The sequence below is a fragment of the Actinopolyspora mortivallis DSM 44261 genome (assembly GCF_000384035.1).
GTDB lineage: Bacteria > Actinomycetota > Actinomycetes > Mycobacteriales > Pseudonocardiaceae > Actinopolyspora > Actinopolyspora mortivallis.
Map to the genome: position 1 here is coordinate 2,618 of NZ_KB913024.1, position 25,617 is coordinate 28,234.

The 25,617-nt window shown below is 69.9% G+C and carries 25 protein-coding genes and 1 pseudogene; 14 read left to right on the top strand and 12 right to left on the bottom strand.

Features of this window, described 5'->3' with window-relative positions:
* The 4 genes and pseudogenes from ACTMO_RS23195 to paaI all read right to left on the bottom strand — a co-directional run.
* Positions 1-196 (bottom strand): annotated as a pseudogene (locus ACTMO_RS23195) (amino acid permease); the annotation flags it as partial.
* Positions 197-330: 134 nt separating this feature from the next.
* The gene (locus tag ACTMO_RS0100015; RefSeq protein ID WP_019852598.1) at positions 331-960 is read right to left on the bottom strand and encodes a TetR/AcrR family transcriptional regulator; all 630 of its coding nucleotides are present in this window, start codon (positions 958-960) and stop codon (positions 331-333) included.
* 83 nt (positions 961-1,043) lie between these two features.
* Complete coding sequence (gene paaK, locus ACTMO_RS0100020; RefSeq protein ID WP_019852599.1) at positions 1,044-2,363, bottom strand: phenylacetate--CoA ligase PaaK; 1,320 nt, start codon at positions 2,361-2,363, stop codon at positions 1,044-1,046.
* Positions 2,360-2,797, bottom strand: a complete 438-nt coding sequence (gene paaI, locus ACTMO_RS0100025; RefSeq protein WP_019852600.1) for a hydroxyphenylacetyl-CoA thioesterase PaaI — start codon at positions 2,795-2,797, stop codon at positions 2,360-2,362. Before paaI ends, paaK begins: the two co-directional genes overlap by 4 nt.
* A gap of 235 nt (positions 2,798-3,032) precedes the next feature.
* Here paaI and paaZ point away from each other — a divergent pair, with 235 nt between their 5' ends.
* From paaZ to paaE, 6 genes are read left to right on the top strand one after another with little or no spacing between them, the layout of a single operon-like run.
* A complete protein-coding gene (gene paaZ, locus ACTMO_RS0100030; RefSeq protein ID WP_019852601.1) occupies positions 3,033-5,084 on the top strand; it encodes a phenylacetic acid degradation bifunctional protein PaaZ in 2,052 nt (683 codons plus the stop codon).
* Between the two features lie 26 nt (positions 5,085-5,110).
* Positions 5,111-6,076: a 1,2-phenylacetyl-CoA epoxidase subunit PaaA gene (gene paaA, locus ACTMO_RS0100035; protein WP_019852602.1), complete on the top strand. Its 966-nt coding sequence runs from the start codon at positions 5,111-5,113 to the stop codon at positions 6,074-6,076.
* A complete protein-coding gene (gene paaB, locus ACTMO_RS0100040; RefSeq protein ID WP_019852603.1) occupies positions 6,073-6,405 on the top strand; it encodes a 1,2-phenylacetyl-CoA epoxidase subunit PaaB in 333 nt (110 codons plus the stop codon). The genes paaA and paaB overlap by 4 nt, the downstream gene beginning before the upstream one ends.
* 24 nt (positions 6,406-6,429) lie before the next feature.
* Positions 6,430-7,320, top strand: a complete 891-nt coding sequence (gene paaC / locus ACTMO_RS0100045) for a 1,2-phenylacetyl-CoA epoxidase subunit PaaC (RefSeq protein ID WP_019852604.1) — start codon at positions 6,430-6,432, stop codon at positions 7,318-7,320.
* Positions 7,314-7,844 carry a 1,2-phenylacetyl-CoA epoxidase subunit PaaD gene (gene paaD, locus ACTMO_RS0100050; protein ID WP_019852605.1) on the top strand — a complete coding sequence of 177 codons (531 nt, stop codon included), beginning with the start codon at positions 7,314-7,316 and terminating at the stop codon, positions 7,842-7,844. Before paaC ends, paaD begins: the two co-directional genes overlap by 7 nt.
* A complete protein-coding gene (gene paaE / locus ACTMO_RS0100055; RefSeq protein WP_019852606.1) occupies positions 7,845-8,942 on the top strand; it encodes a 1,2-phenylacetyl-CoA epoxidase subunit PaaE in 1,098 nt (365 codons plus the stop codon).
* A gap of 138 nt (positions 8,943-9,080) precedes the next feature.
* Here paaE and ACTMO_RS23835 read toward each other — a convergent pair whose 3' ends face one another.
* The 4 genes from ACTMO_RS23835 to ACTMO_RS0100075 form a co-directional block, all read right to left on the bottom strand.
* Positions 9,081-9,212: a hypothetical protein gene (locus ACTMO_RS23835; protein ID WP_019852607.1), complete on the bottom strand. Its 132-nt coding sequence runs from the start codon at positions 9,210-9,212 to the stop codon at positions 9,081-9,083.
* 33 nt (positions 9,213-9,245) lie between these two features.
* A complete protein-coding gene (locus tag ACTMO_RS0100065) occupies positions 9,246-10,208 on the bottom strand; it encodes a sporulation protein (protein WP_019852608.1) in 963 nt (320 codons plus the stop codon).
* Between the two features lie 304 nt (positions 10,209-10,512).
* Complete coding sequence (locus ACTMO_RS0100070; protein WP_019852609.1) at positions 10,513-10,719, bottom strand: hypothetical protein; 207 nt, start codon at positions 10,717-10,719, stop codon at positions 10,513-10,515.
* A 205-nt stretch (positions 10,720-10,924) separates the two neighbouring features.
* On the bottom strand, positions 10,925-11,545 hold the full coding sequence (locus tag ACTMO_RS0100075) for a YigZ family protein (RefSeq protein WP_026448714.1): 621 nt from the start codon (positions 11,543-11,545) through the stop codon (positions 10,925-10,927).
* 260 nt (positions 11,546-11,805) lie between these two features.
* Between ACTMO_RS0100075 and ACTMO_RS0100080 the strand changes: the two genes are divergently transcribed.
* The 3 genes from ACTMO_RS0100080 (at position 11,806) to ACTMO_RS0100090 (ending at position 14,275) form a co-directional block, all read left to right on the top strand.
* Entirely contained in the window at positions 11,806-12,006 is a 201-nt protein-coding gene (locus ACTMO_RS0100080) for a hypothetical protein (RefSeq protein WP_051099128.1), read from the top strand.
* A gap of 257 nt (positions 12,007-12,263) precedes the next feature.
* Positions 12,264-13,418, top strand: a complete 1,155-nt coding sequence (locus ACTMO_RS0100085; RefSeq protein WP_019852612.1) for an FAD-dependent monooxygenase — start codon at positions 12,264-12,266, stop codon at positions 13,416-13,418.
* 164 nt (positions 13,419-13,582) lie between these two features.
* Complete coding sequence (locus ACTMO_RS0100090) at positions 13,583-14,275, top strand: maleylpyruvate isomerase family mycothiol-dependent enzyme (RefSeq protein WP_019852613.1); 693 nt, start codon at positions 13,583-13,585, stop codon at positions 14,273-14,275.
* A gap of 117 nt (positions 14,276-14,392) precedes the next feature.
* Here ACTMO_RS0100090 and ACTMO_RS0100095 read toward each other — a convergent pair whose 3' ends face one another.
* Positions 14,393-15,223 carry an aldo/keto reductase gene (locus ACTMO_RS0100095; protein ID WP_019852614.1) on the bottom strand — a complete coding sequence of 277 codons (831 nt, stop codon included), beginning with the start codon at positions 15,221-15,223 and terminating at the stop codon, positions 14,393-14,395.
* A 175-nt stretch (positions 15,224-15,398) separates the two neighbouring features.
* Positions 15,399-16,646: an MFS transporter gene (locus tag ACTMO_RS0100100; protein WP_019852615.1), complete on the bottom strand. Its 1,248-nt coding sequence runs from the start codon at positions 16,644-16,646 to the stop codon at positions 15,399-15,401.
* 397 nt (positions 16,647-17,043) lie between these two features.
* On the opposite strand from ACTMO_RS0100100, the gene ACTMO_RS0100105 reads away from it, so the two are divergent.
* Both ACTMO_RS0100105 and ACTMO_RS0100110 read left to right on the top strand, forming a co-directional pair.
* The gene (locus tag ACTMO_RS0100105; RefSeq protein WP_019852616.1) at positions 17,044-18,036 is read left to right on the top strand and encodes a hypothetical protein; all 993 of its coding nucleotides are present in this window, start codon (positions 17,044-17,046) and stop codon (positions 18,034-18,036) included.
* The gene (locus ACTMO_RS0100110; protein WP_019852617.1) at positions 18,036-18,659 is read left to right on the top strand and encodes a zinc finger domain-containing protein; all 624 of its coding nucleotides are present in this window, start codon (positions 18,036-18,038) and stop codon (positions 18,657-18,659) included. Before ACTMO_RS0100105 ends, ACTMO_RS0100110 begins: the two co-directional genes overlap by 1 nt.
* Positions 18,660-18,768: 109 nt before the next feature.
* Here the strand turns inward: ACTMO_RS0100110 and ctaD are convergent, their stop codons facing one another.
* Positions 18,769-20,484, bottom strand: coding sequence for an aa3-type cytochrome oxidase subunit I (ctaD, locus tag ACTMO_RS0100115; protein ID WP_051099000.1), 1,716 nt, complete (start codon positions 20,482-20,484; stop codon positions 18,769-18,771).
* A gap of 224 nt (positions 20,485-20,708) precedes the next feature.
* Here ctaD and ACTMO_RS0100120 point away from each other — a divergent pair, with 224 nt between their 5' ends.
* Positions 20,709-20,924, top strand: a complete 216-nt coding sequence (locus ACTMO_RS0100120; RefSeq protein WP_033401592.1) for a hypothetical protein — start codon at positions 20,709-20,711, stop codon at positions 20,922-20,924.
* A 127-nt stretch (positions 20,925-21,051) separates the two neighbouring features.
* Here ACTMO_RS0100120 and ACTMO_RS0100125 read toward each other — a convergent pair whose 3' ends face one another.
* The gene (locus tag ACTMO_RS0100125; RefSeq protein WP_019852620.1) at positions 21,052-21,657 is read right to left on the bottom strand and encodes an SACE_7040 family transcriptional regulator; all 606 of its coding nucleotides are present in this window, start codon (positions 21,655-21,657) and stop codon (positions 21,052-21,054) included.
* 143 nt (positions 21,658-21,800) lie between these two features.
* Between ACTMO_RS0100125 and ACTMO_RS0100130 the strand changes: the two genes are divergently transcribed.
* Together ACTMO_RS0100130 and ACTMO_RS0100135 are read left to right on the top strand one after the other, a co-directional pair.
* Positions 21,801-23,411, top strand: coding sequence for a carboxyl transferase domain-containing protein (locus tag ACTMO_RS0100130; RefSeq protein ID WP_026448715.1), 1,611 nt, complete (start codon positions 21,801-21,803; stop codon positions 23,409-23,411).
* A gap of 52 nt (positions 23,412-23,463) precedes the next feature.
* Positions 23,464-25,566 (top strand): acetyl/propionyl/methylcrotonyl-CoA carboxylase subunit alpha, encoded by a 2,103-nt coding sequence (locus tag ACTMO_RS0100135; protein WP_019852622.1) that lies wholly within the window; start codon positions 23,464-23,466, stop codon positions 25,564-25,566.
* Positions 25,567-25,617: the final 51 nt, after the last annotated feature.

Here is a 25,617-nt window from a genome sequence, read left to right on the forward strand (position 1 = left end):
TGACGGCCCCGACCACCCAGGACAGGATGGCCGCCGGTCCGGCGATCTGCGAGGCGTACAGGGCGCCGAACAGCCATCCGGAGCCGATGATCGCGCCCACCCCGGTGAACAACAGGCTGATCTTGTTGACGTCCCTGCGCACGCCGTGGTCGAGCTGCACCGTCGCCCGGGTCGGTGAGTTGGCCGGTGTTCCCACGTGTCTGCCCCGTTCGAGTGATTTACACCACGTTCGCGTTCACCGGCCACTCTCGGGGACAACGTGGCACTCGGCAACACGGGGACACCGGCATCCCCTCGCGGGGTCGGGGAGGGAAGGCGGCTGAAGCTCTGCTAGCGACGCCGCTGGCTCTCCTGGCGGGGTTCGAGTCCCTCGAAGGCGATCTTGGTGACCGCCTCGGCGATCTCCTCCTTGGACAGCCCCTGCCGGGGTCGGTACCACTCGATCACCGAGTTCACCATGCCGAACAGCAGCCTGCTGGTCAGCGCCGGATCCAGGTCCAGCCGCAGACCCCCGGTGCGTTCGGCCTCGGCGACCAGCTCGCCGACCAGGTGGTCGAACTCCCTGCGGCGGGCCAGGGCCTGGCGCTCCACCCTGCTGTTGCCGCGTATCCGCAGCAGCAGGGTGACGAAGGGCAGCTCGTCGACGAGCACCTCGACGCTGCGGTGCACCACGTGGTGCAGCCGCCGCGTCGCGTCCCCTTCCCGGGAACCGGGCTCGTCCAGCACCGCGAACAGCGCGTCCAGCGCCCGGTCCACGCTCAACCGGAGCAGCTCCTGCTTGCTGGAGACGTGGTGGTAGATGGCCGACTTGGTGATCCCGAGCCGTTTGGCCAGGTCCTCCATGCTCGTGCCGTCGTAGCCCCGCTCGTGGAAGACCTTCACGGCGGTGTGCAGCAGGGAGTCGAGATCGTATCCGGGTTTCTTCCGTCCCGTGTTGTCGTTCGTGGTCGCACCCGCCATGGTGGCCAGTTTCCCAGGGTCCTCGCGTGAACGTCGGTGCACCCGGCCCGAGACTTCAGGTGCGGCACCCGGCCGGGCCGGTGTCAGCGCAGGTCCAGCACGCGTTGTGACTTGCCGGTCGAGCGGTCCAGGGTGTGCGGGGCGACCACGTCCACGGTCACCCCCACCCCCACTGAGTCCCTGATCGCGGTGACCAGCCGTTCCGGGGCTCCACGGTCACGGGCCGAGGCGGGCTCGGCGGCCTCGACCCGGACGCACAGCTCGTCGAGTCGACCGCTGTTGGTCAGCTCGATCCGGAAGTGCGGGGACAGCTCGGGCTGGCGCAGCACCAGCTCCTCGATCTGGCTGGGGAACACGTTGACCCCGCGCAGCACGATCATGTCGTCGCTGCGTCCGGTCACCCGCTCCATCCGCCGCATCCCCGGCACGGCCGTTCCGGGAAGCAGCCTGGTCAGGTCCCTGGTGCGGTAGCGCACGATCGGCATGGCCGTCTTGGTCAGCGACGTGAACACCAGCTCCCCGGGGCTGCCGTCGGGCAGGGATTCGCCGGTCTCCGGGTCGACGATCTCGGGGTAGAAGTGGTCCTCCCAGACGTGGGGGCCGTCCTTGGTACTCACGCACTCGCTGGCGACTCCGGGTCCCATCACCTCGGAGAGCCCGTAGATGTCCACCGCGTCGATCCCGGCGGACTCCTCGATCTCCGCGCGCATCTCGGCTGTCCACGGTTCGGCGCCGAAGATCCCCACCTTCAGCGAGGTCCGGCGGGGGTCGAGGCCCTGGCGACGGAACTCGTCCAGCAGGGTGAGCATGTAGGAGGGGGTGATCATGATGACCTCCGGCTCCAGGTCCCGGATGAGGCGCACCTGGCGTTCGGTCATGCCGCCGGAGGCCGGGATCACCGCGCACCCGAGCCGTTCGGCTCCGTAGTGGGCGCCCAGACCCCCGGTGAACAGGCCGTAACCGTAGGAGACGTGCACCTTCTGCCCGGGGTGTGCCCCCGCCACGCGCAGGGAGCGGGCGACCACCTCGGACCAGGCGTCGAGGTCCTCGGCGGTGTAGCCCACGACCGTGGGGGTTCCGGTGGTGCCGCTGGAGGCGTGGATGCGGCGCAGCCGTTCCGGGGGGACCGCGAACATCCCGTCCGGGTAGTGCTCCCGCAGATCCTCCTTGGTGGTGGTGGGAAACGCCGCCAGGTCGGACAGGCTCCGGCAGTCCCGCGGGTGGACTCCCGCCTCGTCGAACTTGCGGCGGTAGCAGGGCACGTTCTCGTAGGCGTGCCGCAGGGTGGCACGTAGCCGGGTGAGCTGGAGCTCGGCCAGCTCGGCGGGGTCCATGAGCTCGGCCGGGTCGGCTCGGCCGTTTCGGGAGGAGAAGCTCGTGTGCTCCGGCAGAGTCTCGGTCATGACTCGCGGTCCTTCCGGGGTTCGAGACTGCGACTGTGCCCGCGGAACTCGGCGACCACCTCGGTGGTGGGGTGGTCGCGGAACACCGTGGTGTCGTAGAGACCGCCGCGTCCCCGACGGTGGCGTTCGATGGCGCGGGCGTACAGCAGGTCTCCCTCGTGGGCGGGAGCGAGGAAGGTGATCTGCGCGCTCGCCGCGACGGTCACCGGCCCGTGGCTGTTGCAGGCGCAGGCGAAGGCGGTGTCGGCCAGCAGGAAGACGTAGCCGCCGTGGGCTATGGCGTGTCCGTTGACCATGTCGGCGGTCACCGGCATTCGGGTCAGCGCGGTGCCGTTTCCCGCTTCGAGTAGTTCGATGCCGAGTGAGCGGGACGCGTGGTCCTCGTCGAACATGGCCGCCGTGGGGGCGGCCACCGGTGCTCGCTCCGTGTCCAACGGGCCTCACCACCTCGTCACAACGACCGAACGATCGGTCAACTGATTCGTGTTTTCGAAGTGTCCCCGAGTCGGGGACTCCGCGGCTGAGCGCGTATTCGGTGCTCATCCGTTGATTCGGTGATTGTGCACGAGCTTGTTCTACGTCACAATGGCAACTGACCGATTGGTCGGTAAGTTGGCCGGTGCGACGCCCCGGCGAGCACGTGAACACGCTTTTCGGGAGAGGGCGAGGATGGAACCACTGCGCAGCTACGTCGGCGGCCGGTGGCAGCTGCCCACGGGTGAGGGAAGCGCGCTGCACGACGCGGCCACCGGTCGGGAGGTGGCCCGGCTGTCCACGGCGGGCATCGACCGGGCGGCGGCGCTCGACCACGGCCGCCGGGTCGGTGGCCCCGCCCTGCGGGAACTGACCTTCCACCAGCGGGGCGCGCTGCTGAAGTCGCTGGCCTCCCACCTGCGCGAACACCGTGAGGAGCTCTACGAACTGTCCGCCCGCGCCGGCGCGACCAGAGCGGACTCCAAGTTCGACGTCGACGGTGGCATCGGCGTGCTGTTCACCTATTCGAGCAGGGCCAGGCGGGAACTGCCGAACACCACGGTCTACCCCGAGGGTCCCGCCGAACCGCTCGGCCAACAGGGCACCTTCCTCGGTCAACACCTCGCGACCCCACTGCGTGGGGTGGCCGTGCAGATCAACGCCTTCAACTTCCCGGTGTGGGGCCCGTTGGAGAAACTCGCCCCGGCCTTCGTGGCCGGGGTCCCCACCCTGATCAAACCGGCGGAACAGACCGCCTACCTGACCCACCGACTCGTCGAACTCATCGTGGAGTCGGGACTGCTGCCGGAAGGGTCCGTGCAGCTGCTCTGCGGAAACGCGGGTGACCTGCTGGAACACCTGACCGAACAGGACCTGCTCTCGTTCACCGGCTCGGCGGCCACGGCGCGCAGACTGCGTGCCCACGAGACCGTGGTGCGCAACGCGGTGCGGTTCAACGCCGAGGCCGACTCGCTGAACTGCTCCGTGCTCGGTCCGGACGCCACCCCGGACAGCGCCGAGTTCGACCTGTTCGTCCGCCAGCTGGTCACCGAGATGACGGTCAAGGCCGGACAGAAGTGCACGGCCGTGCGCAGGGCCTTCGTTCCGCACAACCGGATCGACGAGGTCACCGAGGCAGTCCGGGCCCGCCTGGCGGAGGTCCGGGTGGGCAACCCCTCCGACTCCCGGGTGAGCATGGGGCCGCTGGCCGACCTGGAACAGCGCGAGGAGGTCCGCCGCTCCCTCAAGGGGCTGTTGGAGGCGGGGCGGCTGGTCCACGGGGACCCGTGGCAGCCCGTCGACCTCGTCGACGCGGACTACCAGCAGGGCGCCTTCGTCCCGCCGATGCTGCTGCGCTGCGACGACCCGGAACTTGCCCAGCCGCACGAGATCGAGGCCTTCGGGCCGGTCAGCACGGTCATGCCCTACCGCGACGTCGAGCACGCCGCCGAGCTGGCCCGGCGCGGCGGGGGCAGCCTGGTCGGTTCGGTGGTCTCGGCCGACAGCGAGTTCACCGGCAGGCTGGTCCTGGAGGCGGCCTCCCACCACGGGCGGATGCTGGTGCTCAACGACACCGACTCCGCCGAGTCCACCGGACACGGCTCGCCGCTGCCCCAGCTGGTCCACGGTGGACCCGGCCGGGCCGGCGGCGGCGAGGAGATGGCCGGGATCCGTGGGGTGCTGCACTACATGCAGCGCACCGCCGTGCAGGGGGACCCCGACACGCTCACCGCCCTGACCGGACAGTGGATGCCGGGAAGCGGCCGTGAGGTCACCGAGGTGCACCCGTTCCGCAAGCACCTGGAGGAACTGCGCGTGGGGGACACCGTCGTGGGCGGGCCCCGCACGGTCACCGACGAGGACGTGCGGCACTTCGCCGAGTTCACCGGTGACACCTTCTACGCGCACACCGACGAGGAGGCCGCGCGGGCCAACCCGTTCTTCGAGGGAGTGGTGGCCCACGGCTATCTGGTGGTCGCGCTGGCCGCCGGGCTGTTCGTCTCCCCGGAACCCGGACCGGTGCTGGCCAACTACGGGCTGGAGAACCTGCGGTTCCTCACTCCGGTTTACCCGGGCGACGAGATCACGGTGACCCTGACCGCCAAACGCGTCACTCCCCGGCACAACGCCGACTACGGGGAAGTCCGTTGGGACGCGGACGTGACCAACCAGCACGGCGAGTCGGTGGCCAAGTACGACGTGTTGACCCTGGTGGCCAAACGGGACTCCGCCGCGCAGCGGTCCTGAGAGCCCCACGGCGAAGGAGGTGAGCGGTGGTGGGCACCGAGTCAGCCACTGTGGACGAACAACTGCACGAGCACTTCACCCGCACGATCGAGCGGGACCAGCGGGTCGAACCCAGGGACTGGATGCCCTCCGGCTACCGCAGGACCCTGGTGCGCCAGATCGCGCAGCACGCCCACTCCGAGATCATCGGTATGCAGCCGGAGGGCAACTGGATCACCCGGGCGCCCAGCCTGCGGCGCAAGGCCATCCTGCTGGCCAAGGTGCAGGACGAGGCCGGGCACGGGCTCTACCTGTACTCGGCGGCCGAAACCCTCGGAGTCGACCGGGCGGAGCTGACCGACAAACTCCTCACCCAGAAGCAGAAGTACTCCTCGATCTTCAACTACCCCACGCTCACCTTCGCCGACATCGGGGTCATCGGCTGGCTGGTGGACGGCGCGGCGATCGTGAACCAGGTTCCGCTGTGCCGCTGCTCCTACGGGCCCTACGGGCGGGCGATGGTGCGCATCTGCAAGGAGGAGTCCTTCCACCAGCGGCAGGGCTACGAGCTGCTGATGACCATGATGAACGGCACCCGGCGTCAGCGGGAGATGGTGCAGGACGCCACCGACCGCTGGTGGTGGCCCTCGCTGATGATGTTCGGGCCCCCGGACGGGGACTCGCCCAACACCCGTCAGTCCATGGAGTGGGGAATCAAGCGGCACACCAACGACGAGCTCCGCCAGAAGTTCGTGGACATGACCGTGCCGCAGGCCGAGGCGCTCGGCGTGCGACTGCCCGACTCCGGGCTGGTCTACAACCCCGAGCGGGGCCACTACGACTTCTCCGAGCCCGACTGGGACGAGTTCCGGCGCGTGCTCGAGGGCAACGGCCCCTGCAACGCCCAGCGGATCGAACGGCGCCGCGAGGCGCACCGCGACGGGGCCTGGGTCCGTGAGGCGGCCGCCGCGCACGCGGCCAAACAGCAGCGACGGGGGAGGGCCGCGGTATGACCGACTCGACCGACCGGAACCCGGAGCCGGGGCAGGTGCGAACCCCCGACACGGCCTGGCCGCTGTTCGAGGTCTTCGTGCGGGGCAAACGCGGCCTCAACCACGTCCACGTCGGCTCGTTGCACGCCCCCGACGAGCGGATGGCGCTGCACAACGCGCGCAACCTCTACACCAGGCGCAACGAGGGCGTGAGCATCTGGGTGGTGCGGGCCGAGCACATCACCGCCTCCAGCCCGGACGAGAAGGATCCCTTCTTCGCGCCCAGCGGGGACAAGGTGTACCGCCATCCGACCTTCTACGAGCTGCCGGACGACGTTCCGCACATCTGAACGGAACCCGAGTGCGAGGTTGTCATGTCCTTCGACAACGCTTACGAGGCCGTCACCGAGGCACAACCCGACGGCGACACCCGGTGGGCCTTCGGTACCGGTTTCGTCGACCCGCTGGACGGGGTGGACACCACGGTGCCCTCAGGGGTGGACCGGGAAGGGCTGGCCACCTACTGCCTGATGCTCGGTGACGACGCGCTGGTCCTCTCCCACCGACTGTCCGAGTGGACCACCCGCGCCCACGAGCTGGAGGACGAGGTGGCGCTGGCCAACATCGCCCTCGACCTGCTGGGACAGGCCCGGATGCTGCTCTCCCGCGCGGCCGCGGTGGCCGGTGACGGTGGTGACGAGGACTCGCTGGCCTACTTCCGGGACGAACGCGAGTTCCGCAACGTGCGGCTGGTGGAACTGCCCAGGGGGGACTTCGGGCGCTGTGTGGCCGGGCTGCTGGTGTTCTCCACCTGGAGGCTGGCGGTGCTGGGTCGGCTGACCCACTCCGCCGACCCGGTGCTGGCCGCCGTGGCCGCCAAGGGCGTGAAGGAGGTGACCTACCACCGGGACTACGCGGCCCGCTGGGCGGTGCGGCTCGGCGACGGGACCGAGTACTCGGCCCGGAGGCTGCACCAGGGCTTCGCCGACGTGCTGCCCTTCGTGGCCGAACTGTTCACGCCCCACGAGCTGGAACGGGAGCTGGCCCGGCAGGAAGTCGCCGTCGACCCGGCCCCGCTGCGTCCGGAGTTCGACGAGGTGCTGCACACGGTGTGCACCACGGCCGGTACGGAGCTGCCCGAGGTGACCCCGGTGGGAACGCTGGCCGGAGAGGCGGGCAGGCACGGGGTGCACACCGAGCACCTCGGTTATCTGCTCGCCGAGATGCAGAGTCTGGCGCGCGGAGATCCGGAGGCGAGATGGTGACCCGCGAGGACGAGGACGTGGCCACGGCCAGGGCGGTGGCCGAGACGGTCACCGACCCGGAGCTGCCGATGCTCACACTGGCCGATCTCGGCGTGCTGCGCGAGGTCGACCTGGCGGAGGACGGGGCGGTGGAGGTGACCGTCACCCCTACCTACTCGGGGTGTCCGGCATTGGCCGAGATGCGGACCGACCTGCGTCGCCGACTCGCCGAGGCCGGGTATCCACGGGTGCGGGTGCACACCGTGCTGTCCCCGGCCTGGAGCAGTTCCTGGATCACCGAGCGGGGCAGACGCAAGCTGGCCGAGCACGGTGTCCATCCCCCCGACGACTCCGCCTCCGTCGACCACGGCGGCGCGACAGGGCCCGTGCCGTTGACCTTGGAGCCGCCCCGGCGCCGGATCCGGTGTCCGCGATGCGGTTGTCCGGACACGGAGCGGACCTCGGAGTTCGGCGCCACCGCGTGCAAGGCGCTGTACCGCTGCCTGGGTTGTCGGGAGCCTTTCGAGTACTTCAAGGAGATCTGAGTGTCCACTCCGACGGTTTCGCGCGCCGGGCTCCGGCAGGGCGGTGCCTCCTTCCACACGCTGCGTGTGGCCGAGGTGCGGCGGTTGTGCGCCGACGCGGTGGCGGTGACCTTCGACGTGCCGGAGTCACTGGCCGAGCTGTACGACTTCCTGCCGGGACAGTCGGTGACGCTGCGGCGTCGGGAGGCCGACGGCGAGCACCGGCGCAACTACTCGATCTGCGCACCGCGAGGGGAGCCTCCCCGCATCGGGGTGCGACTCGTGCCCGGTGGCAGGTTCTCCGAGTGGTTGACCGGCGGGGTCGAGGTGGGCGACGAGATCGAGGTGTCCCCCCCGACGGGGCGTTTCACCCCGGATCTGACCACCTCGGGAAGGCACGTGCTGGTGGCCGCGGGCTCCGGCGTCACCCCGATGCTGTCCATCGCGGGCTCGCTGCTGGCCGAGACCGACTCGACGGTCACGCTGATCTACGGCAACCGGCGCAGTGACACCGTGATGTTCGCCGACGAGCTCGCCGATCTCAAGGACCGCTATCCGTCCAGGTTCGAGCTGGTCCACGTGCTGTCCAGGGAGCCGCGCGAGTCCGAGCTGGTGACGGGACGGTTGGACGCGGACAAGCTGCGGCAGCTGCTCGACGTGCTGGTTCCGCTGGACGGCTCCGAGCGCTGGTGGCTGTGCGGCCCCTACGGGATGGTCGAGGACGCCGGGAGGGTGCTCGGGGAACTGGGGGTTGCCGCCGAGCGCACACGCCGCGAACTGTTCTATGTGGATGAAGTTCCGCCCGATCCGGTACGCCCCGAGGAACGGGAGTCGGACGAGACGGCGAGCACGGGACGCATCACCCTGGACGGACGCACCACCGAGGTGTCCCTGCCCGCCGACACGCCGGTGTTGGACGCGGCCCAGCGGGTGCGCTCCGACCTGCCCTTCGCCTGTAAGGGAGGGGTGTGCGGAACCTGCCGTGCCCGGCTCACCGAGGGCAGGGTGCGTATGCGCCGCAACTTCGCCCTGGAACAGTCCGAGTTGGATGCGGGGTTCGTGCTCACCTGCCAGTCCCTGCCGCTGACGGAGACCGTGGCGGTGGACTACGACGCCTGACACCGTTCCGTGACGCACGATCGGCGCGTCGGCTCCGCCCCCATGCTCCGGTGCGGGGTGCTCCCGCCGTGCGAGGCCCGGGTTCGTCCGGCCCCGAACCCCCGGCCTTCCGGTGCGGTCGGGAGCACCGCCGGTCACCTACTCCTCGCCTCGCAGGGCCTCCCCCAGGTCCTCGACGAGGTCGCCGAGTTCCGCGGTGGGGGTGTCCTCCTCACCGAGGTTCTCCATCACTTCGCCCACACCCTCCAGTGCCTTGCCGAACCACTCCACGACAGTCCTCCGATCAGCACGGGCGGAAAGGGGTCACTCCTCGTCCCCGCCGTCGTCTTCCTCACCCTCGAACACCTCGTCGAGCATCATGCCTCCGAGTGCTCCGGCGGCGACTCCGGCCGCCCCCGCGGCCACCATGCCCCCGACGCCGGATCCTCCGGAACGCTCGTGGTCGGACTTGTGGCCGCCGTGGAACTCGTGTCCACCCTGGACACCGGCGCCGCCGAAGAAACCACCGGACTGGGCGACGGCCTCCAGCCAGTTCGTGATCTCGGCGTGCCAGTCGGTCTCCAGCGCCTCCTCGTGGGAGCGGTGGATCCGCCCCAGCACGTCACCGCCACTGTGGAACAGCCCGCCACGCCGGTCGGCCTCCAGTACCACGTCGAGACTGTCCGGTCGGGCGACGAGGGTGAGTTCGACCTCGCTGATCCTGCCGGTGTACTGCGGCGGGGCGAAGAACTCGATCTCCTGGTAGAAGGGGAACTGTTGGGCGACTCCGTCGATCCCGCCGTGCTCCACGTCGGCACTCTTCAGCTGGGCTCCGCTCGCGAACATCGCCTGGAGCACGGCCTGTTGTGAGGGCAGTGGTTCCACGTGCAGGGGGTCCATGTCCCCGGTGTCGACCGCCTTGGCCACCGCCACCTCGGTGCGGACGCCCACACGCATCCCCGGAAGGGGCTGTCCCCCCAGCGCGGTGATCGGGGTTTCCCAGGGCAGGGGAAGTTCGAAGGGGAGGTTCGTGTACTGCTCGGCCTCCAGTTGGAACTCCCCGGCCACGGTCAGCCGTTGGAACTCCATCGTGCCCTGCTGGTCGTCGGCGGTTTCCACCTGGGCCACCAGCACCAGGTCGATCCGCTGTATCTGGGTGGGGCCGCTGGCTCCTCCGATGCGGACCTCACCGGCCACCCGCCCACCCGGCGAGCACGGTCCTTCGTGCAGCACGGTATCCACGGAGGGGCCACCGATACCGACTGCCTGCAACATGCGTTTGAACACGGGCGATCCTTCCACGACGGGACCATTTGTCGGTTTCGTCGCGAAAACGTACGGCATGGCCGGCAGGTTCCACTGTGGGGAGCACGTTCCGCGATCGTTACCTCGTCGTGAGTGAACACCCGCAGCACCGTGGGATCCGGCGGGACCGAGTGGGTCCCGCCGGAGGTCTCCGTGGCCGTGGAGTTCCGAGCGTGCCGGAGGCCTCCACGGCGCTACTCGACGCGGTGTCCGTCCGTGACACCGTGGGGAGAGCACCCCGCTGGGGGAAGGTGTCTCTCTCGTACGAACCCGCCGCGTGGGCGGCTCAGTCCGCCAGGTTGGCGATCGCCTGTGCCCAGCGGAAGTACTTGTTGGTTCCCAGGTCCCGCACCGTGCGGATCCCGAAGGCCTCGTCGAGCAGCTTGGCGTCGTTCTCGCTGACTCCCTGCAGGGCGGAGACCGGGGCGTCGGCCAGCTCGGAGAGCGGCTTCTCCTCGTAGTCCTTGACCAGCTTGTCGGCGATGTCGCTCATCCGGCTCCTTTCGGCACGAACGGACGGTGGCGTGTACTCCTGCGCGCTCTTCGTAACACGCTGCGAGTTCGGTCGGCCACACCGATGTTGATCTTGTCACCCCGTCCGCGTCCGTACGGAGCAACGAGCACACGGCCGTCCGCACCAGCGGCGATGCTCCGTCGAGGTGAACGGGAGCGAGCTCACACGCTCCGGACGGGGGAACCTACTCGTCGATCTCGGTGAAAACGAGTTCTCCCTGTTCCACCCCGGCCGCACCGCCGGTGTGCTCGACGATCCACTCCCGGAACCGGGAAACGGCCTCCTCGGGCACCGCCACGTCGAACTCGGCGCCCGCGCCGTAGCGCACCGCCAGCGGGGGGCGGCCCGCGGCGCGCAGTTCGTGGTCGAGCTTGCCCGCCAGGGAGTGCGGCAGCGTCACCGTCACCGTCCTGACCCGCCTTCTGGGTACGGTGCCCACCGCCTCCAGCGCCCGGCTGACCGCTGCGCCGTAGGCCCTGATCAGACCTCCGGAACCGAGCAGCACACCCCCGAAGTACCGCACCACCACGGCCACCGTGTTGGTCAGCTCGTTACGGTGCAGCACCTCCAGGATGGGAACCCCGGCGGTTCCCGAGGGCTCACCGTCGTCGTTGGACTTCCGCACCTGCCCCGCGTCCCCGAGCACGTAGGCGTAACAGTGGTGCCGCGCGTCCGGGTGCCGTCCGCGGCACTCGCGCACGAACTCGCGGGCCCGCTGTTCGGTCTCGACCCGCTGGAGCAGGCACAGGAACCGGGACTTCCTCTCGACGAGTTCGGCGGAGCCCGCCTCGCGGATGGTGCGCATGTCTTCCTTCTCTCGTAGGACCTCGTGACCCCGACGGCGGACGACCTCCGTCGGAACCATCATCGCCCGCCACCGTGTTCCCGGCCGCCACGGCGACCACGGACAGGCGTCCTCCCCGTTCGTGACCACGGTCACCCGGCAGGAGTTGTGATCTCCGGCACGTCCCGGTCGAGGGGTTCAGTCCCTGCGCACGAGTCCGATGTGTGAGAACGGCGGGTGCGATTTTCCTCGCGTTGGCCGGACACGTACCGTCCGTTCTCATGGAACAGTCATCGAGTCCGTTGGAGCCCGGCACGCGGGTGCGCGCTTCGTTCGGCCGTTTTCAGAACCAGATCGGAACCGTGGTCGAGACCGCGACCGGTCTGCCGGACGTGTTCGACGGTCCCGTGCTGTGGGTTCGTTTCGACGGGGACGAGGAACCCGGCCTGGTCGCGGGCCGCTTCCTGGAGCGTGCCGGCTGACCGGAACACCGGTCGGCCGCGCCTCCGGGGGTGGGACGCGGCCGGCGTCCGGGGCCACCGGCCCCGTTCCGGTCGATCCTCGCCGCTCACGCCGGGGTCGGCCTCCGACTGATTCGGATGTGAGAAAGGATAACTAACCCGACTCGAACGGTTCCGGATAAAATCGGCGTCGCAGGTGGGCCCCGTTGGTCGGGGATGCCCCGGCGGTTCGGTCCCGCCGGCGTGCAGGCAGACCGGTTTTCGAACGGACGGAGACGATGCGGGTTCTGGTCATCGGGGGAGGTATAGGCGGACTCGCCGTGGCCAAGGGCCTGCTCGACAGGGGACACCGGGTTCGGGTCTACGAACACGCCGACCGGCTGCGGGACGGCGGGGCCGGGGTGACCATCTGGAGCAACGGAACCGCGGCGCTGCGCGGGCTGGGTGTGTCCCTGGAGGGGATCGGACGCCGACTGCACAGCCTGCGGGCCATGACCGCCGGGGGAAGGCTGCTCTGGGAGGCCGACCTGGACGAGGTGACCGAACGTCTCGGCTCCCCCACCGTCGAGGTGCCCCGCAGTGAGCTGCTGAACCGGTTGGCCGCGACCCTGCCCCGGGAGATCTTCCGGTTCGGCAGGAAGTGCGTGGGCGTCCGCGAGTTCGCCGACCACGTGATCGCCGACTTCGCCGACGGGGACTCCGAGATCGGGGACGTGGTCATCGGCGCCGACGGACAGCGTTCCGTGGTGCGGCGCACGGTGCTGGGGGGCGAGCCCGCGCGGCTGACCGGATGGGCCAGTTGGCAGGGGCTCACCTACAGCGACCTTCCTATCGCGCACGGCTACCGGACTCTGAACATCGCGGGCAGGGAAGGACACTGTGGACTTATTCCCGCCGGTGGTGGCCTGCTGCACTGGTGGTTCGACATGCCCTGGGAGGAGGGGCGCCCCCAGCTGACGGTGGACGACCTGCGTTCGGTGTTCTCCGGGTGGCCGGAGCCGGTGGAGGCACTGCTGGAGTCCGTCACCGACGAGGACCTCGGGTTCTTCCCGCACATCCGGCACCAGGTCCCCAAAGTGTGGGGCGGGCCCCGCACCACGCTGATCGGCGACGCCGCCCACGCCATGCCCCCGGCGGTGGCCCAGGCGGCGAACCAGACGATGGAGGACGCCTGGCTGCTCTCCCGCGCGTTGTCCCTGGTGGACGGTTGGCCCGAGCCGATGCTGCGGGACTACGAGCGACAGCGTCGCCCCCGGGTGGCCAAGGTCTCCCGCACCGCCGCACTGACCTCGGCACAACGGCGCACCCCTCTGCAACGGATCGGCAAGTTCCCTCGGTGGATCGCCACCCGCAGCCAGGTGATCTCGCTGCGTTCCGGCAGCAACGTGCTCAGCGGGCTGGGCCGCCCTTCCGTGCGGATGGGCATGGCCTGAAGCGTCACGAACCCCTCGGATGGGCCCGGCAAGCACCTCCTGGTGGGGGAGACTGTCCCCGCGTCCTTGTGAGTCCTCGCGTGGCCCCGGCAGGCGGCGTAGGGTCTCCCACCGGAACCGGTGGTCGCCGCACGCGGCCGGGAACAGGGATGGGGCGATGCCGGATGCGCACTCTTTCCTACGAACGTCTCGTGGCCGGCGCCACCGAGGCGGGAGCCGAGATCGGTGGGTTGGTCGAGGCCGCCCCGGCCGGGACCGTGCGCTCCTGTCCCGACTGGTCGGGCTCCGACCTGCTCGCCCATGTGACCGGCTTCGCCCTGTGGGTGACCGAGCTGCTCACCGGTACGACCGAGCCCACCGGACCTCCTCCGGCGCCCGAGCCCACCGGCACCCGGCGAGAGTGGGAGGGGGCGTTGGCCCGTCTCGGGACGGTACTGCGCGGCACCGACCCCGAGCGTCCGGCGTGGAACTGGTCCACCCACCCGAACACCGCCTCCTTCTGGCTCCGGCGGTGCGCCCACGAGCTCGCCGTGCACCGCTGGGACGCCGCCACGCTCACGGGTGAGCCCGCCCCGGTGCCCGCCGAACAGGCTCGGGACGGCATCGAGGAGTACTTCGACGTGTTCGTGACCACCGCCCTCGACACGGGGTCCGTGGCCCCGGCCGAGGAAACGATCATCCTGGAGCCGTGGGACGGGAGAGACGCGATCACCAGGGATCTCCCGCACCCGGGACCGGTGACGAGGCTACGGGGCAGTACCTCGGACCTGTTCCTCGGTCTGTGGCACCGCGTCCCGCCGGTGCGCCTGTTCGTCGACGGGGACCGCGCGCTGGTGGAGAACTGGCCGCACGTCTGAGCGGTGCCGAGCAGCTCCCGGCGGGGACTCCGGGGCCGGGAGCCCGAGCACACGAAAAGGCGGGGTGCGTCTCCACACCCCGCCCGCTGCCGCCCGGGGATCCCGGCCGGACGGGACTCACGCGCCGAACACGTCCGGGTCCGGGCCGACCCGGTTGCCGGTCTCCAGCTCGCCGATCGAGGCCATGTCGTCCTCGCTGAGCTCGAAGTCGAACACGTCCAGGTTCTCCCGCACGCGGGACGGGGTGGCCGACTTCGGAATGGCGACGTTGCCCAGCTGGATGTGCCAACGCAGCACGATCTGCGCGGCGGACTTCCCGTACTTCTCGGCCAGCGTGCGCAGCCGGGAGTCCTCCAACAGTCCCTTGCCCTGACCGATCGGACTCCACGCCTCGGTGACGATGCCGTGCTCGGCGTGGAAGGCACGCAGCTCGGCCTGCGGCAGGTTGGGGTGCAGTTCGATCTGGTTCACGGCGGGGACCACGTTGGTTTCGTCGAACAGCCTGCGCAGGTGCGCCTTGTGGAAGTTCGACACGCCGATGGCCTTGGCCCTGCCCTCGGAGTACAGCTTCTCGAAGGCCTTCCAGGTGTCCACGTAGGCGTCCTGGCCGGGCATGGGCCAGTGGATCAGGTACAGGTCGACGTACTCCAGCCCGAGCCGGTTGAGGCTGTCGTCGAAGGCGCGCAGCGCGTTGTCGTAGCCCTGGCTGTCGTTCCACAGCTTGGTGGTGACGAACAGCTCCTCACGGGGCACCCCGGACTGGGAGATGGCCTTGCCGACCCCCTCCTCGTTGCCGTAGGCGGCGGCGGTGTCGATGCTGCGGTAGCCGGCCTCGATGGCGGTCCGTACCGGCTCCACCACCTCCTCGGACGGGATCTGGAAAACGCCGAATCCCAGCTGCGGCATCGCCGCGCCGGTGTTGAGCGTGACAGTCGGAACGTGACTCATGCGGTGTTCCCTTCACGAATGTCGAGTCGTGGCACAACCACCAGTCGGACCATCGCCGCCACGTCCGGACGGACGTGGCGGCCCACTCCTGCCAACCACAGGAATCGATCAAGTATTCCCGCCGGGGACGATTCCACCACGGCGGACGGTGGTACGCCCGGCGGTGCCCGGCGGATCAACGTTCCGCCGAGTGGCCCACCTCGCTGGGCTCCCCGCCGCGCGGGGCGGGGGCGGTGTGCCTGCCGTGCACCTCCGTGGCCGGCTGGGAGCGGTCGACCGGCAGCACCCGGTCCAGCCGCCCGGACAGCAGGGCGAAGCCCAGCCCGACCAGGGCGAGCAGCGCGCCCACCCAGCTGGGGGCGATGAGGCCGAAACCGCCCGCGATGACCAGCCCGCCCAGGTAGGCGCCGAGCGAGTTGGCGATGTTGAAGGTGGACTGGATGCTCGCCGAACCCAGGGAGGGTGCCTCCTTGGCCTGGTCCAGGATGCGGGCCTGGATGCTCGGGATCGCGGCGAAGCCGGTCAGTCCCACCAGGAACACGTTGATCGCCACCGGCACGGTGTGTTCGGCGGTGAACGTGAACATCGTCAGCACCACCGCCAGCGCGCTCAGGAAGCCGTACAGCGTCCGCATCGGGGAGATGTCGGCGAGCCTGCCGCCGAGTATGGTCCCCAGGGTCATGCCGGTGCCGAACAGCGCGAGCAGCACGGTCGCCCCCAGCGGGGTGTAGCCGCTCACCTGCACCAGCAGCGGTTTGATGTAGCTGTAGAAGGAGAACATCGCGGCGAAGCCGAACACCACCACGGCGAAGGCCAGCCAGACCTGGGTGCGTTTGAAGGCGGAGAGCTCGCCGCGCAGGCTGGCCTCGGCGGGCTTGGCCTGGCGGGGCACCAGCACGCTGACCGCGAGCAACGCCAGGGCGCCGATCAGCGCCACGAACCCGAAGGTCCACCGCCAGCTGATGGCCTGTCCGAGCAGGGTGCCCAGTGGGACGCCGACGATGTTGGCCACGGTCAGCCCGACGAACATCAGCGAGATGGCGCGGCCACGCTTGTCCCTGCTCACCAGGCTCGCGGCCACCACGGCGCCGATGCCGAAGAACGTCCCGTGCGGCAGCCCGGCGACGAACCGGGCCCCCAGCAGCGAGAGATGGGTGGGGGCGAACGCCGAGAGCAGGTTGCCCACGATGAACAGGGCCAGCATGCTCAGCAGCATGGTCTTTCTGCGCACCCGCATTCCCGCGATGGTGAGCAGCGGGGCCCCGATGACGACCCCCAGGGCGTACAACGAGATGTAGCCGCCGGCGGCGGAGATCGACACGTTCATGTCGGTGGCCACTTCGGGCAGCAGCCCCATCATGACGAACTCGGTGGTGCCGATCCCGAACGCCGCGATGGCTAGTGCCAGCAGGGCAACAGGCAACGCTTTCTCCTCCGGTGTTGCGCGAACACGTCGACGACCGCGTCCGCCGCGGGCCGGTCGGTCCTCGCGGGCGGGTGTTTGGAGACGGATGACGGTCGGCTGATGCGTGGGCTCCCGGGCCCAGGACGGGGCACGCGACGTCGCGCACCCGGACCAGAACAACGCTATCGGTTCGAGGAGTGTTCCTGCATCGATTATGAACGCTGCCACGCCCCTGACAACAGGTTTCACTCGACAGGAGGACGGCGCGGCTGGGGAAGCACGCTGTTCGCCGGGAGAATGGACGGGCACCGGCACCACCACCGCTCTCGCCCCTCCCCGCGTGTTGGCGGAGCCGGAGGACGGAGGTAATAGCCTGTCCCGGCACGGCGTGTAACACCGATGGAGGAGTCGTCCTATGGACGGTGCGCTTTCTGTGGGGTGGGGCGGCTGGACGGCCGTACCGACGGAGCTGGCTCTGGACAACTCCGTGAGCCTGCAGGCCAGAGCCGCCTACGCACTCATCCAGGCCACCGGCCGTCTCCGGTTGGACGATCTGGCGGCGGCCGGGGCCACCGACCCCGTGGCCGTGGTGGCCGAACTGGAACGCAGCGGCTGGCTGACCGGCTCCTCCCGGGAGGGCGGAGTGCACTGGACCGTCCACGCCGGGGCGGTCTCCCGTGGCGAACGGACCTCGCTGGCCACCGAGGTCACCGCGCCGGTGGCCCGAACGAACCGGCGGGAGCCGGAACCCGCCGCCGGACCGGAGCCCGCCGGTGCCGGGGAGACCTCCTCGGCGAACACGCTGAGTTCGGAGAGCATCGTCCGTCAGTGGGCCGAGCAGCAGAGAACCCCCTTCCCCGACCGGGTGCTGGAGAAGCTGGCCGCCGAGATCCGGACGAAACGGGAGCAGTCCCCGCTGGCCAACACCGGTGACCTCATAGCGGCCCTGAACATCTGGAAGGAGAAGAAGGCCGCTCCGAGCAAGTTCCCCGAGTGCTACGGCGAGGCTCTGCAGCGCTCCGCCCGCGACGTCTACGAGAGCCCGTCGCCGGGCGCGGCGGTGGCCAAGACGTCGACCGCCCCGCCCACCAAGGGCGAATCCGGTTCACGTCGGACCGTGGTCCCCGAGTCGAAGGAGACGGCCGGAACCCGCACCCGACCGTTGCCGGGGCACTGTGGCGACCCCCAGTGCGACAACGGCTACATCGAGCAGGAGGACGGCCGGGTGCGCAAGTGCCCGAGGTGCCTGCCCGAACCCGCCTTCGGTCGCAGGGCCTTCGACCTTCCGCGACAGGCGCACTACGTGGCCGCCAGGAACAGGCAGCGCCTGCGTGCGAACATGACCGGAAAGGCCGACGACGGCCCGGTCGTCGACGCCGAGGGAGTCTCGAACGAGGAGGAAGCCTGATGGAGACCTATGATCTCCCCGAACTCTTCCAGCTCGTGGCCAGCTACGACAGGTCGTTCGAGTCCCTGGCCTACCCGAAGACGGAGCAGCAGCAGGGCAAGGCCGATCTGACCGCGGAGTCCTGGGCGGCGGCGCTCGGCGACATTCCCGCCGACTTCGCCAAGTCGGTGGTGGTCGAGCACTACCGCAGGAACTCCACCTCGGTGTCGACGAGCGTGATCCACCGGGAGTGGGTGGAGTACCGCAACCAGCAGATCCAGAAGGCCGAGAGCGCCGAGATCCGGGCGAAGCGCCGCCCCTCTGCCGAGGAGTCGCTGCGGGGTTGGGAGCGGGCCACGGCCGCCCTGCTGGAGGCCCGGGGACAGGATCCGGACGAGGCGATCGGCGACATCCGGGCCCGCCGGGCGGTGTTGCAGGTCAAGTGCCCGGTGTGCAAGGCACCCCCCGGCAGGGGGTGTGTGGTCAACACCGGAAGGCGGATCCAGCCGCTGTCCAACAACAACTCCCACCCCTCGCGGTTCGAGGCCGCGGGCATCGAGCAGCAGCGCCCCACGCTCCCCCCGCGTTCCCGCGAGTACCGCGAGGAGATCCCCCTGGCCGAACAGCCGCCCGTGGTCGAGTAGCGCTCGGCGCGGGGGCGGCCGGGCGGCGGAGCCTGTGGCGGACGGTGGTCGTCCGGCGGCCCGCGAGGTCGTGACACCCGCCCTCACCTGTCCGTGCCGTGAGGACTCCTCAGACGGGGTTGTCGTTGTCGGCCCTACCGCGTCGCGTGACGTGGGCCTCCAGCTCCATCCGCTCGCTCATGTGCGGGTAGTGCAGCTCGAAGGCGGGGCGGGAGGAGCGGATCCGGGGCAGCTCGTGGAAGTTGTGTCGTGGCGGCGGGCAGGAGGTGGCCCACTCCAGCGAGTTGCCGTGGCCCCAGGGGTCGTCTACGTCGACGCGGGTGCCGTAGCGGTAGCTCTTGAGCACGTTGTACAGGAACGGCAGCATCGAGGCACCGAGCAGGAACGCCCCGGCACTGGAGATCACGTTGAGCACCGTGAACCCGTCGGTGGGCAGGTAGTCGGCGTAGCGGCGGGGCATCCCCTCGTTGCCGAGCCAGTGCTGCACCAGGAACGTGGTGTGGAAGCCGATGAAGGTCAGCCAGAAGTGTGCCTTGGCCAACCGCTCGTCCATCATCCGGCCGGTCATCTTCGGGAACCAGAAGTACAGGCCCGCGAACACGGCGAAGACGATCGTGCCGAACAGCACGTAGTGGAAGTGGGCCACCACGAAGTAGGTGTCCGAGACGTGGAAGTCCAGCGGCGGGGAGGCCAGCAGCACGCCGGTCAGCCCGCCGAACAGGAAGGTGACCAGGAAGCCGACGCTGAACAGCATGGGCGACTCGAAGGTCAGCTGCCCGCGCCACATGGTGCCGATCCAGTTGAAGAACTTGATGCCGGTGGGCACCGCGATCAGGAAGGTGGTGAAGGCGAAGAACGGCAGCAGAACCGCACCGGTGACGAACATGTGGTGGGCCCACACCACCACGGACAGGAACCCGATCGTCCAGGTCGCGTAGACCAGTCCGGTGTAGCCGAACAGCGGTTTGCGGGAGAACACCGGCAGGATCTCGGTGATGATGCCGAAGAAGGGCAGCGCGACGATGTAGACCTCGGGGTGGCCGAAGAACCAGAACAGGTGCTGCCACAGCACCGCTCCGCCGTTGGCCGGGTCGAACACGTGCGCGCCCAGGTGGCGGTCGGCCAGCAGCCCGAACAGCGCCGCCGTCAGGATCGGGAAGGCGATCAGGATCAGCAGGCTGGTGACCAGGATGTTCCACACGAAGATCGGCAGCCGCCACATGGTCATGCCCGGGGCGCGCATACACACGATCGAGGTGATCATGTTCACCGCCCCCAGGATGGTGCCGAGCCCGGAGACGATCAGCCCGGTGATCCAGAGGTTGCCTCCTATGCCCGCGCTGTGCTCGGCGCGCGCCAGGGGGGTGTAGGCGGTCCAGCCGAAGTCGGCCGCCCCGTCCGGGGTGACGAAGCTGCCGATCACGATCAGGCCGCCGAACAGGAACAGCCAGTAGGAGAACGCGTTCAGCCGGGGGAAGGCCACGTCGGGGGCGCCGATCTGCAGCGGCAGCACCACGTTGGCGAACCCGAAGAGGATGGGCGTGGCGAACAGCAGCAGCATGATCGTGCCGTGCATGGTGAACAGCTGGTTGTACTGTTCCTGGCTGACGATCTGCATCCCGGGCAGCGCCAGTTCGGCGCGCAGGAACATCGCCAGCAGCCCTCCGACGAGGAAGAACGCGAAGGCCGTGCTCAGGTAGAGCATCCCGATCTGTTTCGGATCGGTGGTGCGGGTCATCGCGACCAGCACCGAGCCCTTCGGGGCACGGACCCGTTCGGAGGCGCGCGTGGGCACCGGGGTGGGGCGTGTGCCGGAAGTAGCCATCCCGTCTCCTTCGGCTCGTCGGCCGGCCGCCCCAGTCTTGCTCCGTTGTCGTGAGCTCGCAAAACGTGTTCGTCCCTCGATAGGTTGATGTTCGTCGTCCGAGGGGTGTGGAGGGCGGCGTGGCCGGTGGCGAGCTGGTCCGAGTGGGTTGGCACCGACGGCGATGCGGGATGTCACGGGCAGGTGGAAGGCCGTCGACGGTTGCTTCGGTTAAGGTGCGGATGATGAAGGAGACGTGGCTGTTCGTGACCAGCCTGACGGGGATGGCCGTGTCGGCTGCCGTGCTGATCCTGCGGATCCCCTCGCTGTTCCAGGCGGGGGAGCGGGCCAGCTTCTGGGGGCCGGGGGTGCTCGCCTGCCTCACCGTGGTCTTCGCGGTGGGCGCGCTGTACTGGCGTCCCTCGCCGTCGGGTTCGGACGGAGGGCAGCCCCGGGCTTGATCCCCACGAAGGTCCTGACGCGGGCCGGAGGTCCCACCGGGTCCCCGCCACGACTCGGCGTCTCGCGGGGCCTGGGGTGTTTCGACGGCCCTGTCGCTTCCGCCCCGACGGGCACTGAGCGGTCCTCTCAGTGACGGGGTGTGGGCTCGGAGTCGAGCGCGCCCATGGCCATGCGGTGCAGCAGGGTGGTCATGGCGGTGGTGTCCAGCCGGGCGCTGTAGGGCGTGGAGTTGATCAGCCCGAGCACCGCGTGGGTGGCGGCCCGTGCGGTGGGTTCGTCGAGGCCGGGGCGGGCGTCGAGCAGGGCGCGGACCCACACCTCGACGTAGCGTCGTTGCAGTTCCCGGACCCGGTGGCGGTCCGGTTCGGACAGGCTGTCCAGGTCGCGCAGGTGCACGGTGATCAGCGCGGAGTTCGTCAGCGCGAACTCGACGTGCCAGTGCACCAGGCTTTCCAGGGCGTGTTCCGGGGTGCCGGCTCCGGCGGTGCGGGCGTTGCCGCCGTGGAGGAGTTTCTCGCTGATGCCGGTGAGCATCTCGCCCAGCATCGCGTCCTTGCTGCGGAAGTGGCGGTACAGCGCGGGGCCGGAGACGCCCACGGCCGCGCCGATGTCGTCGATGCCCACTCCGTGGAAGCCGTACCTGGCGAACAGTTCAGCCGCGGCTGCCAGGATCTGCTCGCGCCGCGTGGGAGGCGGCTCGGTGGGTGGATCCTCGGCGGCGTTGTGCGTCATCGACTCCGATACTAGACGAATCCTGTTAGGCGGCGTTAACATCAGAGCCAGTTAACGATCATTAACACCCTTGTCGCCACGTGTCGTTCCCTCGGGAAGGCCCACCGGCCGGTCGGGAACGAGAACGGAAGGTGCGGTCGAAGATGGATGCGCCGGTACTGTCCACGGCTGTCGACCCGACTGCCGAGTCCTACGCGCGCTACACGGCGGAACACGAGGCGCTCGTCGCCGACCTCGACGAGCAGCTCGCCCGGGTCCGTGCGGGAGGTCCCGAGAAAACCAGACGGCGCCACGTCGAACGCGGGAAACTGCTGCCCCGCGACCGGGTGAACACCCTGCTCGACCGGGGCTCTCCGCTGCTGGAACTGTCACCCATGGCGGCCCACGGTCTCTACGACGACGAGGCCCCAGGTGCGGGCATCATCACCGGCATCGGCCGGGTGGCGGGTCGGGAGTGCGTCATCGTGGCCAACGACGCCACCGTCAAGGGCGGCACCTACTACCCGGTCACGGTGAAGAAGCACCTGCGGGCCCAGGAGGTGGCCCTGCACAACAACCTGCCCTGCATCTACCTGGTTGACTCCGGCGGTGCCTTCCTGCCCCGGCAGGACGAGGTCTTCCCCGACCGGGAGCACTTCGGGCGCATCTTCTACAACCAGGCCACGATGTCGGCGCGGGGAATCCCGCAGATAGCCGCCGTGCTCGGCTCCTGCACGGCGGGCGGGGCCTACGTCCCGGCCATGAGCGACGAGGCCGTGATCGTGCGGGAGCAGGGCACCATCTTCCTCGGCGGTCCGCCGTTGGTGAAGGCCGCCACCGGGGCCGAGGTCACCGCCGAGGAACTCGGCGGGGGATGGCTGCACGCCCACACCTCCGGAGTGGCCGACCACCTGGCCACCGACGACGCCGACGCGCTGCGCATCGTGCGCTCCGTCGTCGCCACCACCGGCCGGCGGCGCCCCACGGCCGCCCCGGCCCCGGTGGAGGAACCCGTCGTGGACCCGGACCAGCTCTACGGCGTGGTGCCCCCCGACAGCAGAACCCCCTACGACGTGCGGGAGGTGATCGCCCGCACGGTCGACGGCAGCCGCTTCTCCGAGTTCAAGGCCGAGTACGGGCAGACCCTGGTGACCGGTTTCGCGCGGATCCACGGTCACCCGGTGGGTGTCGTGGCCAACAACGGGATCCTGTTCGGCGAGTCGGCGCTCAAGGGAGCGCACTTCGTGCAGCTCTGCGACCGGCGGGAGATACCGCTGGTGTTCCTGCAGAACATCTCCGGGTTCATGGTCGGCAAGGAGTACGAGGCCGGAGGTATCGCCAAGCACGGGGCGAAGATGGTCACCGCCGTGGCCTGCGCCCGGGTTCCGAAACTGACCGTGGTCATCGGGGGTTCCTTCGGGGCGGGCAACTACTCCATGTGCGGTCGCGCCTACTCGCCCCGCTTCCTGTGGATGTGGCCCAACGCCCGCATCTCGGTGATGGGCGGCGAACAGGCCGCCTCGGTGCTGGCCACCGTCCGCCGTGACCAGATCGAGCACGGCGGCGGGCAGTGGTCGGCCGAGCAGGAGGAGGAGTTCAAACAGCCGGTGCGCGAGCAGTACGAGCGGCAGGGCCACCCCTACTACTCGACCGCGCGGCTGTGGGACGACGGCGTGATCGACCCCAAACAGACCAGGAACGTGCTCGGACTGGCCCTGTCCGTGACGGCCAACGCTCCCCTGGAACCGGTCAACAACGGCGTGTTCCGGATGTGAGCACGCGGTGAGTACGAGTACTTCCGGCACGGCCCGCTCGGAGGAGAGGAACATGGCCCACGCACAGCAGGCGCACCGACGGCGTTTCGACACGGTGCTGGTCGCCAACCGCGGTGAGATCGCGGTGCGGGTCATCGCGACCCTGCGCCGCCTGGGGATCCGCACCGTGGCCGTCCACAGCGATGCGGACGCCGACTCCGCGCACGTGGCCGCGGCGGACACGGCCGTGCGCGTCGGCCCGGCGGCGGCCACCGAGAGCTACCTGTCCGTGGAGAGGATGCTCGAAGCCGCCCGGACGAGCGGCGCCCAGGCCGTGCACCCCGGCTACGGCTTCCTCTCCGAGAGCGCCGCCTTCGCCGAGGCCTGCGCTCGGGAGGGGCTGGTGTTCATCGGCCCCTCGGCGGAGGCCATCGCCTCGATGGGCGACAAGATCCGCGCCAAGCGCACCGTGGAGGCCGCCGGGGTGCCGCTGGTGCCCGGCAGCAGCTCACCCGGGGACTCCGACGAACGACTCGCGGCCACCGCCCTGGACGTGGGGTTGCCCGTGCTGTTCAAACCGGCGGCCGGCGGCGGGGGCAAGGGGATGCGCCTGGTGCACTCGCCCGACGAGCTGGAGGAGGCGATCGCCGCCGCCCGCAGGGAGTCCCGCGCGGCCTTCGGCGACGACACCCTGTTCGTGGAGCGCTTCGTCACCCGCCCCCGGCACATCGAGGTGCAGGTGCTGGGTGACTCGCACGGGAACGTGGTGCACCTCGGCGAACGCGAGTGCAGCCTGCAACGCAGGCACCAGAAGATCGTGGAGGAGGCGCCCTCGCCGCTGCTCGACCGGCCCACGCGGGAGCGCATCGGCGACGCCGCCGTGCGGGCCGCCCGCGCGGTCGGCTACGTGGGGGCGGGAACCGTGGAGTTCATCGTCTCCGCCGACGCGCCGGAGGAGTTCTTCTTCATGGAGATGAACACCCGGTTGCAGGTCGAGCACCCGGTCACCGAGATGGTCACCACCGTCGGACGGGACGGGACGGAGGCCTCCGGCGGTGAGCGCCGCGATCCCCCGAACGGGCTGGACCTGGTGGAGTGGCAGGTGCGCGTCGCCGAGGGGGAACCCCTCCCGTTCGGGCAGCACGAGCTGGGCACCTCCGGTCACGCGGTAGAGGCCCGGATCTACGCCGAGGACCCGGCGCGGGGGTTCCTGCCGACCGGCGGTGAGGTGCTGCTGGCCCACGAGCCCTCCGGGCCCGGCATCCGGGTCGACTCCGGTGTGCGGGCCGGTGACCGCATCGGTTCCGACTACGACCCGATGCTGGCCAAGATCGTCGGCTGGGGGCGGACGCGGTCGGAGGCGCTGCGCAGGCTGGACGACGCGTTGTCCGAGACGGTGCTGCTCGGGGTGGAGACCAACACCACCTTCCTCCGTGCCCTGATGGAACACCCCTCGGTGCGGGAGGGACAGCTGGACACCGGGCTCGTGGAGCGGGAGCTGGAGGGGCTGCTCACCGCCGGGGCGAACGTTCCCGACCACGTGCTGGTCACCGCCGCGTTGATCCGGTTGAGCGAGGTGGAGCCCTCCGGTCCCCGGGCGGACCCGTGGGAGTCGCTGCTCGGCTGGCGCATGGGCGGCAGGGCTTGGCTGGACTGGTCCTTCGACGTGGCGGGGGAACGCGTCACCGTGGGGGCGCGGGGGGACTCCGCCCACGCCGAGGTCCGCGTCCAGCGGGAGTCCCCCTCCGAGGCGAGCCCGCACCGGGCGCGACTGTTCCGCCGGCAGTCCACGGTCACGGTCGAGCTGGACGGCCACACCCGTCGCTACCACTACGCCCTGGCCGGGCGCACCGTCTGGCTGGCCTCCGCCGAGGGGAGCTGGGCGTTGACCGAGCACACTCTGCTGTCGGACGCGGCCGAGCGCTCCGGCGCCGCCGACGGGGCGGTGACCAGCCCCATGCCCGGAACGGTGCTGCTCGACAAGGTCGCGCCGGGCCAGCGGGTGAGTGCCGGACAGGCCCTGTTCGTGGTGGAGGCGATGAAGATGGAGCACACCGTGACCGCCCCGGTGGACGGGCTGGTCACGGAGGTGTTCGTGACCGCGGGGCAGGCGGTCGAGCTGGAGCAACCGCTCGCGGTGGTGACCGCGCAGGAGGAGAGGCCCTCCGGGGAGTGAACCTTCCGGGAGGCACACCGGCACGGCGGACCCGCGCCGTGATCCGTTCAG

Coding starts and splice junctions, on each gene's coding strand:
- ACTMO_RS0100015 (WP_019852598.1), bottom strand. CDS start 960: ATGGCGGGTGCGACCACGAACGACAACACGGGACGGAAGAAACCCGGA.
- paaK (WP_019852599.1), bottom strand. CDS start 2,363: ATGACCGAGACTCTGCCGGAGCACACGAGCTTCTCCTCCCGAAACGGC.
- paaZ (WP_019852601.1), top strand. CDS start 3,033: ATGGAACCACTGCGCAGCTACGTCGGCGGCCGGTGGCAGCTGCCCACG.
- paaB (WP_019852603.1), top strand. CDS start 6,073: ATGACCGACTCGACCGACCGGAACCCGGAGCCGGGGCAGGTGCGAACC.
- paaC (WP_019852604.1), top strand. CDS start 6,430: ATGTCCTTCGACAACGCTTACGAGGCCGTCACCGAGGCACAACCCGAC.
- paaD (WP_019852605.1), top strand. CDS start 7,314: ATGGTGACCCGCGAGGACGAGGACGTGGCCACGGCCAGGGCGGTGGCC.
- ACTMO_RS0100070 (WP_019852609.1), bottom strand. CDS start 10,719: ATGAGCGACATCGCCGACAAGCTGGTCAAGGACTACGAGGAGAAGCCG.
- ACTMO_RS0100075 (WP_026448714.1), bottom strand. CDS start 11,545: ATGCGCACCATCCGCGAGGCGGGCTCCGCCGAACTCGTCGAGAGGAAG.
- ACTMO_RS0100080 (WP_051099128.1), top strand. CDS start 11,806: ATGGAACAGTCATCGAGTCCGTTGGAGCCCGGCACGCGGGTGCGCGCT.
- ACTMO_RS0100085 (WP_019852612.1), top strand. CDS start 12,264: ATGCGGGTTCTGGTCATCGGGGGAGGTATAGGCGGACTCGCCGTGGCC.
- ACTMO_RS0100090 (WP_019852613.1), top strand. CDS start 13,583: ATGCGCACTCTTTCCTACGAACGTCTCGTGGCCGGCGCCACCGAGGCG.
- ACTMO_RS0100095 (WP_019852614.1), bottom strand. CDS start 15,223: ATGAGTCACGTTCCGACTGTCACGCTCAACACCGGCGCGGCGATGCCG.
- ACTMO_RS0100105 (WP_019852616.1), top strand. CDS start 17,044: ATGGACGGTGCGCTTTCTGTGGGGTGGGGCGGCTGGACGGCCGTACCG.
- ACTMO_RS0100110 (WP_019852617.1), top strand. CDS start 18,036: ATGGAGACCTATGATCTCCCCGAACTCTTCCAGCTCGTGGCCAGCTAC.
- ctaD (WP_051099000.1), bottom strand. CDS start 20,484: ATGGCTACTTCCGGCACACGCCCCACCCCGGTGCCCACGCGCGCCTCC.
- ACTMO_RS0100120 (WP_033401592.1), top strand. CDS start 20,709: ATGAAGGAGACGTGGCTGTTCGTGACCAGCCTGACGGGGATGGCCGTG.
- ACTMO_RS0100125 (WP_019852620.1), bottom strand. CDS start 21,657: ATGACGCACAACGCCGCCGAGGATCCACCCACCGAGCCGCCTCCCACG.
- ACTMO_RS0100130 (WP_026448715.1), top strand. CDS start 21,801: ATGGATGCGCCGGTACTGTCCACGGCTGTCGACCCGACTGCCGAGTCC.
- ACTMO_RS0100135 (WP_019852622.1), top strand. CDS start 23,464: ATGGCCCACGCACAGCAGGCGCACCGACGGCGTTTCGACACGGTGCTG.